The sequence below is a fragment of the Streptomyces typhae genome (genome assembly GCF_009755605.1).
Taxonomy (GTDB): domain Bacteria; phylum Actinomycetota; class Actinomycetes; order Streptomycetales; family Streptomycetaceae; genus Streptomyces; species Streptomyces typhae.
Genome location: NZ_WPNZ01000004.1, coordinates 267,355 through 281,099, shown reverse-complemented (window position 1 = coordinate 281,099; position 13,745 = coordinate 267,355). Strand labels below are relative to the sequence as shown.

The window sequence follows — 13,745 nt, the reverse complement described above, 5'->3', positions numbered from 1 at the left end:
TCTCATGAAGCTGTCCGAGTACGTGGCGTACGACGCCGTCGGCCTTGCCGGTCTTGCGGCCCGGGGGGAGGTGACCGCGGCCGAACTCGAAGCGGTCGCGATGGAGGCGGTGGCCGCCGTGAATCCGCTGGTCAACGCGGTGGTGGAGACCTGGCCCTGCGAGGGCGGCGACGGGGCGGGCGGGGGAGCCGCCACCGGGGAGCCGCTCGGCGGGGTGCCGTTCCTGGTCAAGGACCTGGGCGTGACCGTGGCGGGCAGGCGCACGGAGCAGGGCAGCCGGCTCGCGGCGGGCCAGGTCGCGGCGGCCGACTCCCATCTGATGCGCCGCTTCCGCGCGGCGGGCCTCAGGACCTTCGGCCGCACCGCGACCCCGGAGTTCGCCTACGACATCACCACCGAGCCCGTCCTGTACGGGCCGACCCGCAACCCCTGGGACCTCGGCCGTTCGGCGGGCGGCTCCAGCGGCGGCGCGGCGGCGGCGGTCGCGGCCGGGATCGTCCCGGTCGCCCACGGCACGGACGCGGCGGGCTCGATCCGCATACCCGCGGCGAGCACCGGTCTGTTCGGCCTGAAGCCGACCCGGGGCCGGGTGTCCATGGGCCCCGACGTCGACGAGATCTTCAACGGGCTCGCCGTGCAGGGCTGCGTCAGCCGCACGGTGCGCGACAGCGCGGCACTGCTCGACGCGGTCCGCGGACCGGAGAGCGGCGACCCGTACACCGCCCCGGAGCCGGTACGCCCCTACGCCGACGAGGTCGCCCGGGACCCCGGCCGCCTCCGCGTCGGCGTCGTCGCGCAGGCGGGCGGCGGCCGCCGCACCGAGGGCCCGGTGGCCGCCGCCCTGACCCGCACCGCGGACCTCCTCGCCGCGCTCGGCCACGAGGTGTCGGAGGCGACCCTCGACCTCGGGGTGAGCTGGGAGGAGTACGTCCTCGCCAACGCCCGGCTGTGGACGGCCAACCTGGTGCCCTGGCTCGACGGCCTCGCCGCCGCCCACGGCCGTGTCGTCGGCCCGGCCACCGTCGAGCCCCAGTCGCTCGCCGGATACGCCTTCGGCCGCGGTGTCACCGCCGCCGACTTCGTCCGCGCGCTCGGCGTGCGCAACATCGTCGCCCGCGGCGTCGGCGCCCGCTTCCACCGGTACGACGTACTGCTCACCCCCACCCTGCCGGAACTGCCGCCGCGCATCGGCGAGCTCGCCGAAGGGGTCGAGGACCTCGACGGCGCGGGCTGGATCGACCGGATCTTCGACCGCGCGCCGTTCACCGCCGTCCACAACGTCGCCGGTACCCCCGCCATGTCCGTACCGCTGGAGTCCGACCCCGCGACCGGGCTGCCCGTCGGCCTCCAGTTCGCCGCCGCCCACGGCCGCGAGGACGTGCTGTTCCGTCTCGCCGGGCAGCTCGAACGGGCCGCTCCCTGGGCCCACCGCGTGCCGGAAGTGCGGGCATCCGTCAGTCGCAGCTGAGCATCCCCGTGCGCAGGCGCGCCAGGGTGCCCGAGAGCAGCCGCGACACATGCATCTGCGAGATGCCGAGGGCCCGGCCGATCTCGGCCTGGGTCAGCTCCTGGCCGAACCGCATCTCGATGATGCGGCGCTCCCGCTCGCCGAGGTCCGCAAGGAGCGGGGCCAGGGCGTGCAGCTGCTCGACGGTCTCCAGGGCGGGGTCGGGGGCGCCCAGGACGTCGGCGACCGAGCGGGCGCCGCTCCGGGTGTCGCCGTCCTCGCCCGGGTCGTTCGGGGCGTCCAGGGAACCGGCCGCGTACCCGTTGGCGGCCACGAGCGCCTCCAGGGCCTGCTCCTCGGAGACCTCCAGGTCGGCGGCCAGCTCCTTGACCGTCGGCTCGCGGCCGAGGGCGCCGGACAGCCGCTCCTGGGACCTGGAGAGCTCCGCCCGCAGTTCCTGGAGTCTGCGCGGCACGTGCACGGCCCAGCTCGTGTCCCGGAAGTGCCGTTTGATCTCGCCGAGTATCCAGGGCACGGCGAACGAGGTGAACTCGAAGCCGCGGCCCACGTCGAACCGGTCGATCGCCTTGATCAGCCCCACCGTCCCGACCTGGACGATGTCCTCCATGTGGCCGTTCCCGCGATGGCGGTACCGGCTCGCCACATAGTGCACGAGGCTCAGGTTCATCTCGATCAGGGTGTCGCGCGCGTACGCGTACTCGGGCGACCCCTCGGCCAGGGCCCCCAGCCGGTCGAAGAACAGCCTCGTCAGCTCGCGGGCGTCCTTGGGGGCGACCTCGACGGCCTCCTCGATCCAGGGCATCCCGGCGACTTCCCCGGAGGCGTCGCGCACACCGATTCTGCTTGGCACAGCCGTTCTCCCTCGCCCGGTTCGTGCGGTTCGCCCTGGTGGTTCCGCAGACCGCGGGCCCGCACACCGGGACCTTCCGCACGAACCCCCGGGACCAAGGCCCCGCAGGCGGGGAACCCAAGGGCCCGCCCGCGCTCTCCGGGCGAGCGCGGGCGGGATCGGGAACCCGGTGTGAGACTGCCCCTGAGGCGGTGATCGCAGATGGTGCACCAACCGAGGGCGTCCGGGCCCGGGGAGCAGCTGCTCGAAGAGCTCCTCGCCGCCGCGCACGCGGCGACCCCGACGGAGCTGCCCGGCCTGGTGCAGCGGTTCGCCGACGCCGAGGGCCTGGACCGCATCGACGTGTACCTCGTGGACCTCCAGCAGCGGTACCTGGTGCCGCTGACGCACGGGCCGCCCGCCCTGAGCGTGTCCGACTCCGTCGCAGGATCGGCCTATCGGGCGCACGAGCTGCGCGTCGAGGAACTCACCCAGGGCGGCAAGATCACCACCTGGCTGCCGCTGATCGACGGGGTCGAGCGGCTCGGCGTCATCGGTGCCACCGCGCCGGTGATCGACGGGGCGCTGCTGCGGCGCTGCCGCATGCTGGCCTCCATCCTCGCCATGGTGATCACCTCGAAGCGGGCGGCCAGCGACAGCTTCGCGCGCCGGACCCGCATCCAGACCATGCAGCTCCCCGCGGAGATGCTCCGGGCCTTCCTGCCGCCCCGCACCATCGGCAACTCCCGGGTGATCTCCACCGCCGTCCTGGAACCGGCCTACAACCTCGGCGGCGACGTCTTCGACCACTCCCTGACCAGTTCCACCCTGCACGTGGCGATCCTCGACGCGATGGGCCACAACCTCGCGTCGGGCCTGACGACCTCCGTCGCCATGGCGGGCTGCCGCAACGCCCGCCGCGCGGAGGCCGAGCTGCCCGAACTCGTCGACAACATCCAGCAGGCGCTCGCCGACTGGCTGCCCGAGCAGTTCTGCACGGGCATCCTCGCCCAGCTCGACCTGGCGAGCGGCTTGCTGCGGTGGTGCAACTGCGGGCATCCGCCACCGCTGCTCATCCGCGACCACCGGGTGCTCGGCGGTGCCCTCGAGCGCCCGCCGCAGCCGCCCCTCGGCACGCCCGCCGCCCTCGCCGGCGACACCTGGGAGGTCCACCAGGAACCCCTGGAGCCGGGCGACCGGGTGCTGATGTACACGGACGGCGTGACGGAGCTGCGCACCGGCGGCGGCGCCGAGTTCGGCCTCGAACGGTTCACCGACAGCATCATCCGGGCCACGGCGGCGGGGGAGTCCGCGCCGGAGGCGCTGCGCCAGCTCATCCGCTCCATCCTCGACCGGCAGGGCAACCAACTCCGCGACGACGCGACGCTGTTGCTCCTGGAGTGGTGTCCGCCGGGCAGCCGGTGATCCCGCCGCCCGCACCGTCCTTACGCTGGGCGCATGACGAACGACAGCAGCCGGTCCGGTACGGGCCCGCGGCGGACCCCGGGCTCCCGGCCCCTCGCCGTGTTCGACCTCGACAACACCCTCGCGGACACCGCGCACCGCCAGCGCCATCTGCGGCGCAGACCGCGCGACTGGAACGCCTTCTTCGCGGCGGCCCCCGCGGACCCGCCGCTGGAACAGGGCGTGCGGCTCGCCCGTGACAGCGCCGGGGAGTGCGAGGTCGTCTATCTGACCGGGCGGCCCGAGCGCTGCCGCGCCGACACCGAGGCGTGGCTGGCCGCGCAGGCGCTGCCCGCCGGGCGGATCTGGATGCGCGGCGACCAGGACCGGCGCCCCGCACGCCACACCAAGCTGGAGATCCTGCGACGGCTCGCCGGGGACCGGGAGATCCGCATGCTGGTGGACGACGACGAGCTGGTGTGCGACGACGCGGAGCGCGCCGGGTTCACGGTGGTGCGGGCGCGCTGGGGCAGCGCGTCGGCGGAGCTCCGGGACGCGCAGGAGCGGCAGGGGCGTACGTGACGCTCACGCCCCAGGAGGGCCTGGGAAGGCGGCGTCCCCTCGGCCCGAACGGGCCCGGACGGGGCCCGGACGGGCCTAGGAGGCGTCCTCCAGGCGGAATCCGACCTTCATGCCGACCTGGAAGTGCTGGATCTCCCCGTCCTCGATATGGCCGCGCACCTGGGTGACCTCGAACCAGTCGAGGCCGCGCAGGGTCTGTGACGCGCGTTCGATGCCGTTGCGGATGGCCTGGTCGACGCCCTCGTGCGAAGTGCCGACGATCTCGGTGACCCGGTAGGTGTGGTCGGACATGAGCGGCTTCTCCTCTCCGCGGCGGTGCGGTGCCCTCCACGGTAGTGCCGGGACCGGGTGCGGGCCTCCCGGCGGACTCGTGGGAACCTGTGGGCGCACGTCCACCGAAGTGACACAGATGTGACACAAATGTGCGCACGCCTCTTGACCGACGAGTTGGTACATACCAAAATCCTGCACACCCGTTCGAGCTTGTGCTCTTCTGAGCTTGAGCTTTCCCCACGTCGGGCTTCCCCCTTGCTGTCCGCAGTCAGAAAGTGACCGACGTGAACCCGCGCCGCCTCCGCATCGCCCTTTCCCTCACCCTCGCTCTCGCCTCCACCGCCGTGCTGCCCGGCTGCGGCGTCCTGCCCGGTGGAAGTGACGAACGCACCACCGTCACGGTGTGGCTGATGCGGGGGAGCGCGTCGGACGCCTTCCTGAAGCGGTTCACCGAGGACTTCGAGAAGCAGCACGGCGACCTCGACCTGGACATCAAGCTCCAGGAGTGGACCGGCATCGGCGAGAAGGTCAAGGCGGCCCTGAAGAACGACGACGGCCCCGACGTCATCGAGGTCGGCAACACCCAGGTCGCCCAGTACGTCGACCAGGGCGGCCTCGAGGACCTCACCCTGGAGTCCGCCCGCGACCTCGGCATGAAGGACTGGCTCCCGGGCCTCGCCGAGCCCGGCCGCTACGACGGCGGCCAGTACGGCATCCCCTGGTACGCCGCGAACCGCGTGGTGATCTACAACAAGGACCTGTTCGATCAGGCCGGCGTCGAGCAGCCGCCCAGGACGCGCCAGCAGTGGCTCGACGCCACCGAGCGGCTCAACTCCGGCTCCACCCAGGGGATCTACCTCGCGGGCCAGGACTGGTACACCCTCGCGGGCTTCATCTGGGACGAGGGCGGCGACCTCGCCAAGGACAGGTCCGGCAACTGGCAGGGCACCCTCGACACACCCGAGGCCCTGAGGGGCATGGACTTCTACCGGCAGCTCCAGGCGCTCGGCGACGGCCCGCCGAACGCGGACGAGGAGCACCCGCCGCAGGCGGAGGTGTTCGCCAAGGGGGACGTCGCGCAGCTCATCGCCGTGCCCGGCGTCGCCCGCGCCATCGAGGAGAAGAACCCCGAGCTGAAGGGCAAACTCGGCTACTTCCCCGTCCCCGGCAAGACCACCCGCAAGCCGGGCGCCGTCTTCACCGGCGGCTCCGACCTGGTCGTACGGGACGGCACCGACCAGCGCAAGGGCGCCGTCGAGGTCGTGAAGGCGCTCGCGGGCGAGAAGTGGCAGCGGGACCTCGCGCGCACCATGGACTACGTGCCGAACAAGACGAAGCTGTCCTCCGCCGTCTCCGGGAAGGCCGCGATCGCCGCCATGGCCGCCGGTGCCGCGCAGGGCCGGGCCACGCCCAACTCGCCCCAGTGGGCGGCCGTGGAGGCCGACAACCCGATCAAGAAGTACATGTCCAAGGTGCTCGGCGGCGCCGACGCGCCCGCCGCGGCGAAGGCCGCCTCCCGCCGCATCACCGAGGAACTTGACGCCTCCTGACCCCGACCGAGGGGCCGGGGACCGCGGACCGGGGGCCGGGGCACGTGACGTGCCCCGGCCCCCGGGCCCTCCCGCGCCGGTGCCGCGGTCCGCTCAGGCGGGTGTGCTCAACGACAGCGCGAAGCGGTTCCGCTCGTCCGTCCACCAGTGCGTCAGGGACAGACCGGCGTCGGCCAGCTCCGACCGCACTCCTTCCTCGCGGAACTTCGCGGAGATCTCCGTACGCATCTCCTCGCCCCGGTCGAACTGCACCGCGAGGTCGAGCGCGGGAATCTTCACGGTCTGGTCCACGTCCGAACGCAGCCGCATCTCGATCCACTCGTGGGCCGGGTCCCAGACCGCGACGTGCGTGAACGCGCCCGGATCGAAGTCCGCGCCCAGCTCGCGGTTGATGACGTGCAGGACGTTCTTGTTGAACGCGGCGGTCACCCCCGTCGCGTCGTCGTACGCCGACACGAGCACCGACTCGTCCTTGACCAGGTCCGTGCCGAGGAGCAGCGCGTCACCGGGCGACAGCAGGTCGCGTACGGAGCCGAGGAAGGCGGCACGCTCGGCGGGCAGCAGATTGCCGATGGTACCGCCGAGGAACGCGACCAGGCGCGGCCCCGGCGTGCCGGGAAGCGCGAGGCCGCGGGTGAAGTCGGCGACGAGGGCGTGCACGTCCAGCGCGGGCCGCTCGGCGAGCAGCGTGTTCGCGGCGCCGGTGAGCGCGGACTCGCTGACGTCGACGGGCACGTAGGTGTGCAGCGCGGGCAGCGCGTCGATCAGGTGCCGGGTCTTCTCGGAAGACCCCGAACCCAGCTCGACGAGCGTGCGCGCGCCCGTCACCCCGGCGATCTCGGCGGCACGGGACACCAGGATCTCCCGCTCGGCGCGCGTCGGGTAGTACTCGGGCAGGGTGGTGATCTCGTCGAACAGGGCGCTGCCGCGCGCGTCGTAGAACCACTTCGGCGGCAGCGACTTCGCCGCCGGGACCACGGCCGGGCGGATGGCGGCGACGGCCGGGCCGGTGGCGGGTCCGGCAGCCGGGTCGTGGGCGGCTCGGGTGAGGCCGTGCAGGACGTCGGCGCGCAGCGCGGCGCCGGTCGCGTCCTCGGGCAGGGTACGGGTCAGCAGGAACGGGCTCACGCGGTGGGCTCCTTGAGCGGGGTCAGCAGGATGTCGGTGCGGCCGGCGGCCAGCAGGGTGCGGTCGGGCACCTCGCGCCAGCGCGGGTCCTCGTCGCAGGGCTCGGAGGCCACGACGGTGCTCCGGCCGGGGTCGGCGCGGTACCACAGGGTGTCGCCCCAGGCCGTGGCGGCGATGGTCTCGCCGTCGGTGAGCAGCAGGTTCAGCCGGGAGCCCGGCGCGGCCCCGGCGACCTCGACGGTGACGTCGGCGAGCGCCTGCGCCATGGCGTCGCCGCGCCGCAGCCGCTCCAGGACCAGGGCCCACACCAGGGCGGAGTCGCAGCGCGCCTCCAGGGACAGCAGGTCGGCGGGCGGCAGCGCGGTCGCGACCCGCGCCAGCGTGCCGGGCCAGCCGGACACCGCGCCGTTGTGGCTGAACAGCCACGGCCCCGAGCCGAACGGTGCCGCCGCGGCCTCCCCGTCCGCGCCCGCCTCGGTGGCGTCGCGCACGGCGGCGAGCACCGCCGCCGAGCGCACCACGCGGGCGAGGTCGGCGAACGACTGGTCGGCCCAGATCGGGCCGGCCCTGCGGTAACGCGCCGGCACCGGATCGCCGTCCGCGTACCAGCCCACGCCGAAACCGTCCGCGTTGACCGTCCCGTACCGCTGTCTGCGGGGCGCCCACGACTGCCGGAAGAGGCTGTGCGGGGGCGACACGAGCAGCGCGCCGAGGCTCTCGGGCTCGCCCACGAAGGCGAGGTGACGGCACATCAGGCGAGCCCCGCGGCGGTCTCGGCGGCCGTCAGGTCGCGCGCCGTGCGGAAGCCGGAGAATATCTGCCGCCGCACCGGGTGGTCCCAGTTGCGGAACGTGCCGCGGCAGGCGACGGCGTCCACGGAGAAGGCGCCGCCGCGCAGCACCTTGTAGTCGCCGCCGAAGAAGACCTCCGAGTACTCCCGGTAGGGGAAGGCGACGAAGCCCGGATAGGGCAGGAAGTCGCTCGCCGTCCACTCCCACACGTCGCCGATCAGCTGCCGGATGCCGAGCGGCGACGCGCCCCGCGGATAGCTGCCCGCGGGCGCCGGACGCAGATGCCGCTGGCCCAGGTTGGCGCGGTCCGGCGTCGGCTCCGCGTCCCCCCACGGATAGCGCGTCGAGCGGTCCTCGCCGGGCTGGTGGCGGGCGGCCTTCTCCCACTCGGCCTCCGTGGGCAGCCGCCGCCCGGCCCAGCGCGCGTAGGCGTCCGCCTCGTACCAGCTCACGTGCAGCACCGGCTCGTCGTCCGGTACCGGCTCGACGTGGCCGAAGCGGCGCCGCAGCCACTGGCCCGCCTCACGCCGCCAGAACAGCGGCGCGGTCAGCTTGTTGCGGCGTACGGTCTCCCAGCCGCGCTCGTCCCACCAGCGCGGGTCGTCGTAGCCGCCCGCGTCGACGAAGCGCCGGTACGCGCCATTGGTGACCGGCGTGGTGTCGAGGAAGAACGGCGGCACGAACTGCCGGTGCGCGGGCCGTTCGTTGTCGAGCGCCCACGGCTCCGTCGTCGTGCCCATGTGGAACGGGCCGCCGGGGACCAGGACCTCGGCGGGGCCGGTGAAAGCGGGAGCGGGCTCCGGCTCGGGGGCGGTGAGCGCGGGGGCGCCCGCGCGCAGCTGATGGGTGATCAGCATGGTCTCGTCGTGCTGCTGCTCGTGCTGCGCGATCATCCCGAAGGCGAAGCCCGCGTCGGTGAGCCGCGAGCCGTGGAACGGTGTGCTCTCCAGGACGTCGAGGGCACGGCCGCGCACGTCGGCGGCGTAGCGGCGTGCCTCCTGCGGCGCGAGCAGCGGCAGCGAGGGACGGGTGGCCCGCGGGTGCTCGAAGGCGTCGTACAGCGAGTCGATCTCGGGTCGCAGCGCGTCGCGGCCGCCGACGGCGCGCAGCAGCCACTGCTCCTCCTGGTTGCCGATGTGCGCGAGGTCCCACACCAGCGGTGACATCAACGGCGAGTGCTGTGCGGTCAGTTCGGGGTCCTCGACGCAGGACGTGAGCAGCGCGGTGCGCTCCCGGGCGGCGAGCAGCGCGGTCCGCGCCCGCGCCCGCAGCGCTTCGGGGTCGGTGGCGACGTCCTGGTCGTGGGGGTCGTGGGGGTCGTGGGGGCGGTGGGGGTGGGTCGTGGCGTCGTGCTGGATTCCGGTCCTGTCACCGGTCATCGGTGTGCGTCCTTCCCGGGAGGGGTGTCCCAAGTCCCGTGTGCGTCCCGTGTGCGGGCTCGCCGTCGGGCAGGCCGTCGAGCAGGTCGTCGGCGGGGCAGCGGCCCCGGGCGACGTACCGCTCGGCGTACGCGGCGACGGCCGCGAGCACCTGCCGGTCGGCGCCGAGCCGCGGCAGCGCGTCGAGCGCGGCGGCGAAGCAGACGACGGCGGCCTCGTGCAGCTCCGGATCGGCGAGGCCGTGCCTTGCCGCGTCCAGCCACAGCGGGCTGTGCGGCGGCGGCACGGCCCCCGCGCGCTCGGCCAGCGGCTTGACGGTGCGGTAGGCCGTCTCGGCGGCCTCCGCGTCGTCGAACAGCGCGCAGGTCACCGCGAGCGGCACGATCCACCCGTCGTCGCCCGGCTGCGCGTCGACCATCCGCAGCTCCAGGTGCCCGCGCGGTCTGACCGGCGGGAACAGCGTCGTCAGGTGGTAGTCGAGGTCGTCCCGGGTGGGCGCGCGGGGCGCTCCGGAGCGGGCCCAGGACCGCAGGGTCAGACCCTCGGGCACCAGCCACGGCGCGCTGTCACCCGGCTCGGCCCGCACGCACATCACCGGTGCGTCAAGGGCGTGCCGCGACCAGGCCGCCCGCGGCTCCTCGTCGAGCGCGGGCGCCCCCGACCTGCCGGGGTCGATGCCCGCCCACACCGCCTGCCGGGTGGAGCGCCAGCCGGTGGGCCTGCCCTCCTGGAGCGGGGAGTTGGCGAACGCGGCGACCAGGACGGGCCCGAGCAGATGCGCGAGCCGCCAGCGGCGGGCGTAGCCGAGGGGGCCCGGCTCCTCGTAGCCCGCGTCGAGGCAGATCTGTACCGACGCCGTGGAGCACATCATCCGGCGCCCGGCGTCACCCGCGCGGTCGAACCAGCACTCCATGGCGTCGTAGCGCGGCTCGTGCAGGATGCGGCTCGGCGCGCGCCAGGGGTCGGCGCCGAGGCCGGTGAGGGTCAGATCAAGGGGTCTCAGGGTGTCGCGCACGACGGCCAGATCGGCCGATACGGCTGCTGTGCACTCCATGAGCGAGGCGGCGGGCAGCGAGCTGAGCTCCAGCTGGCCGCCGGGTTCGACGGTGACCGCCGAGTGCAGGGACTTCGTCGCGAGAGCCGCGCGGGCGGCTTCGACGCGGGCGGACGTCACGGGGGCATCGGGTGCGTCCGGTCGGTGCAGAAGCCATTCCAGCTCCACACCGGTCACGGCGGGCGGCCCCGTCTTGAAACAGATGCCGCGCACCAGAGCCTCGATCTCCGCCTCCGTCACGGCTCGGCCGAGCCGCGCGGGGCGTTCCGTACAGTCTCCCTCTGGCATGTCGGGGATCCTCCTGTTCCGGCCTGCACGGGCGGACTGCCCGGCAGCGCTCGTAACACCCAAGACCTTGAAGCTATTTCGCACAAGACTGCCCGCGTGGCCGGTAAATACTGTTGCGATGGCTGTGGGACCCGGCACACCATCTGTTCATGTTCGACACGGGGGAGATCAGTGGGACCCACGTGGTCCCTGTGGCCACGGGGGTCGTGCCCAGCACGCTGTCCGGTGGGGCGCCCGGCTCGCCGAGTGCTGCCGCGGGTGCCGGGGCGGGGGCGCGGCCGTGAGCGCGCGGCTGCGCGGGATCGCGCAGGAGACGGTGGACATCGTCGCGGCCGGCGGGTACACGACCCCCGGCGGCCGGCACGTCGCGCTCGCGGACGCGGTGTCCGCCGCGCGCGCGGGCACCAGCCTGCACGGCCCTGAGCCCGTCGGCGTCCCCGCGCGGGCCCAGGTGGCGACGACCGTCGAGGTCACCGGCGAGTCCAGCCTGGAGGCCGCACACCGCCTGCACACCACCGGCGGGGGTCCGGCGGCCGTCCTGAACTTCGCCTCCGCACGCAATCCCGGCGGCGGCTTTTTGAACGGCGCACAGGCGCAGGAGGAGGCGCTGTGCCGCTCCTCCGCGCTGTACGCCTGCCTCCTGGAGCAGCGCGGCTTCTACGACCACCACCGCGCGCACCTCGATCCCTTCTACAGCGACCGCGTCATCCACGCGCCCGCCGTCCCCGTCTTCCGCGACGACCGGGGCAGGCTCCTGGAGGTGCCGTACGTGGCCGGATTCCTCACCTCGCCCGCGCCCAACGCGGGCGTGGTGCGGCGCACGGCACCCGAGCGGGCCGCCGCGCTGCCGCGGGCGCTGGCCGTCAGGGCGGAACGCGTCCTGGAGACCGCCGCGGCCCACGGCCACCGGCGGCTCGTCCTCGGCGCGTGGGGCTGCGGGGTCTTCCGGAACGACCCCGCCCAGGTCGCCGCGGCCTTCCACGCGCTCCTGCGGGCGCCGGGGCGGTTCGCGGGCTACTTCGACCACGTGGTGTTCGGGGTGCTCGACCGGAGCGGGGACACCGCGACACGCGCCGCGTTCGAGCGCGCCTTCGCGTCCGGCGGGTGAGGGCGTCGGCCCGGCTCAGGCCGTGCCCAGGCCCTGCTCGATGCGGTACTGCTCCGCCAGCTCGTCGAAGGTGTCCGTGACGGCGTCGCGGAGCACCACCCGGTGCGCGGCGCCGACGAACGCCCGTACTCGCGCGAGGACCTCATCGGCCTTCCGCGCGTCCGCGAAGATGCCGAGCACGAGGACGCACTCGTCGGGATCGTCCTGCGGCCCGTCCTCGCGCGGCTCGTCGCGCAGCGTGCAGCCCCACGGCACCTCGCAGGGGCCCTCGTGGTCCTCTACGGGACACAGCAGCCGGGCCAGGGGCTCCTGAAGGGCCAGCGCCTCGTCCGTCCCGGCGCATCCGTGGATGTGGAGTTCGTAGATCTGCACGTTCTGGACGTTAGGCGCACGGGCGCGCGTGCGCACAGGTTTTTCACCGCTTTCCGGTTTCAAGGTGCCGATTGCCGGTTACAGAGTGGCTGTTTCAGGGTGCGGCCCGGGTGTCGGCGAGCGGCTCGGGCCAGTGCTCGTGCCAGCGCAGGTCGTCCTCCAACTGGGCGGCGAGCGAGATGAGCAGGGGTTCGCTGCCCGCGGGGCCGAGGAGTTGGGCGCCGACGGGCAGACCGCCCGCGACCCGGCCCGCGGGCACGTTCACGCCGGGCCAGCCGAGGACGTTCCACGGCCACGCGTACGGGCACGCCGCGATCATCGCCTGGTCGGTGCGCCAGCCGCTCAGCTCGGCCATGGTGCCCACGCGGGGCGGCGGGGTCGCCGTCGTCGGCGCGAGCACCACGTCGTACGTGTCGAAGACGGCGCCGACGCGGCGGTGCAGCGTCGCCTCGGCGCGCCGCGAGAGCCGCAGCGGCGCGCCGCCGAGGAGGCGGCCGAGGCGGGCGGCCTCCTTCGTGCGCGGGTCGAGCAGCGAGGGGTCCGGCACCCGGCGCACCCAGTCGGCGACGCCCGCCGTGGCCCGCGGCACGAAGGCCAGGCCGATCTGGCCGTAGCGCGGATCGGCCTCCGTCACCTCGTGGCCGAGCGCGGCGAGGCGCTCCGCGAGCCCGAGGACCTTGCCGTGCACCAGCGGGTGCAGCCGCTTCGGCGTGGCGGTGAAGGGCATGCGCAGCGACAGGGCGATCCGCAGCCGCCCCGGGTCGCGCCGGGCCGCGTCCGCCGCCCGGATGGGTGCCGGCTGGTGCAGGTCGTCCTCGTGGTTGCCGCAGGCCGCGTCAAGGAGCAGCGCGGCGTCGGCGACGGTGCGGGCCAGCGGGCCGTTGACGGTGATGCCGTTGAACGCCTCCGGCCACGGCCAGGTCGAGATGCGCCCGCGCTGCGGCTTGATCCCGACCAGATGCGTCCACGCCGCCGGTATCCGCACCGACCCGGCGCCGTCCGAGCCGAGCGCGGCGGGCACGAGGCCCGCGGCCACCGCCGCCGCCGAACCCCCCGATGAGCCGCCCGGGGTGTGCCCGGTGTGCCACGGGTTGCGGGTGTCGCCGAACGCCGGGCCCTCCGTGAACGGCCACTGCCCCAGCTCGCACGTGTTGGTCTTGCCGACGACGACCGCGCCCGCGGCCCGCAGCCTGCGCACCGCCTCCGCGTCCTCGGCCTGCGGCGGGAAGGTCCCCGGGCAGCCGAACGCGGTGGGCTCACCTGCCACGTCGGTGTCGTCCTTCACGGCCACCGGCACACCGAGCAGCGGCGCCCGCACACCCGCCGCCAACTGCCGGTCCGCCGCGTCCGCTTCGGCCCGCGCGGCCTCGGCGCGCACCACCCGGAACGCGTTGAGCACGGGCTGCGCCGCCTCGATCCGGGCGAGCGCCCGCTCGGTCGACTCCCGTGCGGACACCTCACCCGCGGCGAGGGCGCGGGCGGTCTCCGCGAGTCCCGGGGAACGGTCGGCGGTCATGGG

The 13,745-nt window shown here is 74.2% G+C and carries 13 protein-coding genes; 5 read left to right on the top strand and 8 right to left on the bottom strand.

Annotated elements, in window-relative coordinates; all coding sequences use genetic code 11:
• Window positions 1-4 precede the first annotated feature (4 nt).
• Entirely contained in the window at window positions 5-1,468 is a 1,464-nt protein-coding gene (locus GPA10_RS09660; protein WP_157165100.1) for an amidase, read from the top strand.
• Here the strand turns inward: GPA10_RS09660 and GPA10_RS09655 are convergent.
• Window positions 1,455-2,270, bottom strand: coding sequence for a SigB/SigF/SigG family RNA polymerase sigma factor (locus tag GPA10_RS09655; RefSeq protein WP_157165249.1), 816 nt, complete (start codon window positions 2,268-2,270; stop codon window positions 1,455-1,457). The two genes, GPA10_RS09660 and GPA10_RS09655, sit on opposite strands and share 14 nt — an antisense overlap.
• 249 nt (window positions 2,271-2,519) lie before the next feature.
• Between GPA10_RS09655 and GPA10_RS09650 the strand changes: the two genes are divergently transcribed.
• Together GPA10_RS09650 and GPA10_RS09645 are read left to right on the top strand one after the other, a co-directional pair.
• A complete protein-coding gene (locus GPA10_RS09650) occupies window positions 2,520-3,722 on the top strand; it encodes a PP2C family protein-serine/threonine phosphatase (protein ID WP_157165099.1) in 1,203 nt (400 codons plus the stop codon).
• Between the two features lie 33 nt (window positions 3,723-3,755).
• Window positions 3,756-4,283 carry a phosphatase domain-containing protein gene (locus tag GPA10_RS09645; RefSeq protein ID WP_058852153.1) on the top strand — a complete coding sequence of 176 codons (528 nt, stop codon included), beginning with the start codon at window positions 3,756-3,758 and terminating at the stop codon, window positions 4,281-4,283.
• A 75-nt stretch (window positions 4,284-4,358) separates the two neighbouring features.
• Here GPA10_RS09645 and GPA10_RS09640 read toward each other — a convergent pair whose 3' ends face one another.
• Complete coding sequence (locus GPA10_RS09640) at window positions 4,359-4,574, bottom strand: dodecin (RefSeq protein ID WP_030571831.1); 216 nt, start codon at window positions 4,572-4,574, stop codon at window positions 4,359-4,361.
• Between the two features lie 257 nt (window positions 4,575-4,831).
• Between GPA10_RS09640 and GPA10_RS09635 the strand changes: the two genes are divergently transcribed.
• Window positions 4,832-6,106 (top strand): extracellular solute-binding protein, encoded by a 1,275-nt coding sequence (locus tag GPA10_RS09635; protein ID WP_425505709.1) that lies wholly within the window; start codon window positions 4,832-4,834, stop codon window positions 6,104-6,106.
• 93 nt (window positions 6,107-6,199) lie between these two features.
• Here GPA10_RS09635 and egtD read toward each other — a convergent pair whose 3' ends face one another.
• The 4 genes from egtD to egtA are packed head-to-tail and all read right to left on the bottom strand — an operon-like array spanning window position 6,200 to window position 10,746.
• Entirely contained in the window at window positions 6,200-7,234 is a 1,035-nt protein-coding gene (gene egtD, locus GPA10_RS09630) for an L-histidine N(alpha)-methyltransferase (RefSeq protein ID WP_343040591.1), read from the bottom strand.
• The gene (gene egtC / locus GPA10_RS09625) at window positions 7,231-7,986 is read right to left on the bottom strand and encodes an ergothioneine biosynthesis protein EgtC (RefSeq protein WP_058852151.1); all 756 of its coding nucleotides are present in this window, start codon (window positions 7,984-7,986) and stop codon (window positions 7,231-7,233) included. The genes egtD and egtC overlap by 4 nt, the downstream gene beginning before the upstream one ends.
• Window positions 7,986-9,404 (bottom strand): ergothioneine biosynthesis protein EgtB, encoded by a 1,419-nt coding sequence (gene egtB, locus GPA10_RS09620; RefSeq protein ID WP_246258964.1) that lies wholly within the window; start codon window positions 9,402-9,404, stop codon window positions 7,986-7,988. Before egtB ends, egtC begins: the two co-directional genes overlap by 1 nt.
• Complete coding sequence (egtA, locus tag GPA10_RS09615; RefSeq protein ID WP_157165098.1) at window positions 9,394-10,746, bottom strand: ergothioneine biosynthesis glutamate--cysteine ligase EgtA; 1,353 nt, start codon at window positions 10,744-10,746, stop codon at window positions 9,394-9,396. The genes egtB and egtA overlap by 11 nt, the downstream gene beginning before the upstream one ends.
• A 280-nt stretch (window positions 10,747-11,026) precedes the next feature.
• On the opposite strand from egtA, the gene GPA10_RS09610 reads away from it, so the two are divergent.
• Window positions 11,027-11,854, top strand: a complete 828-nt coding sequence (locus GPA10_RS09610) for a TIGR02452 family protein (protein WP_343040588.1) — start codon at window positions 11,027-11,029, stop codon at window positions 11,852-11,854.
• Window positions 11,855-11,869: 15 nt separating this feature from the next.
• On the opposite strand, the gene GPA10_RS09605 is transcribed toward GPA10_RS09610, so the two are convergent.
• Entirely contained in the window at window positions 11,870-12,226 is a 357-nt protein-coding gene (locus GPA10_RS09605) for a hypothetical protein (protein ID WP_157165096.1), read from the bottom strand.
• A gap of 94 nt (window positions 12,227-12,320) precedes the next feature.
• Window positions 12,321-13,742 carry an amidase gene (locus GPA10_RS09600; protein ID WP_058852147.1) on the bottom strand — a complete coding sequence of 474 codons (1,422 nt, stop codon included), beginning with the start codon at window positions 13,740-13,742 and terminating at the stop codon, window positions 12,321-12,323.
• Window positions 13,743-13,745: the final 3 nt, after the last annotated feature.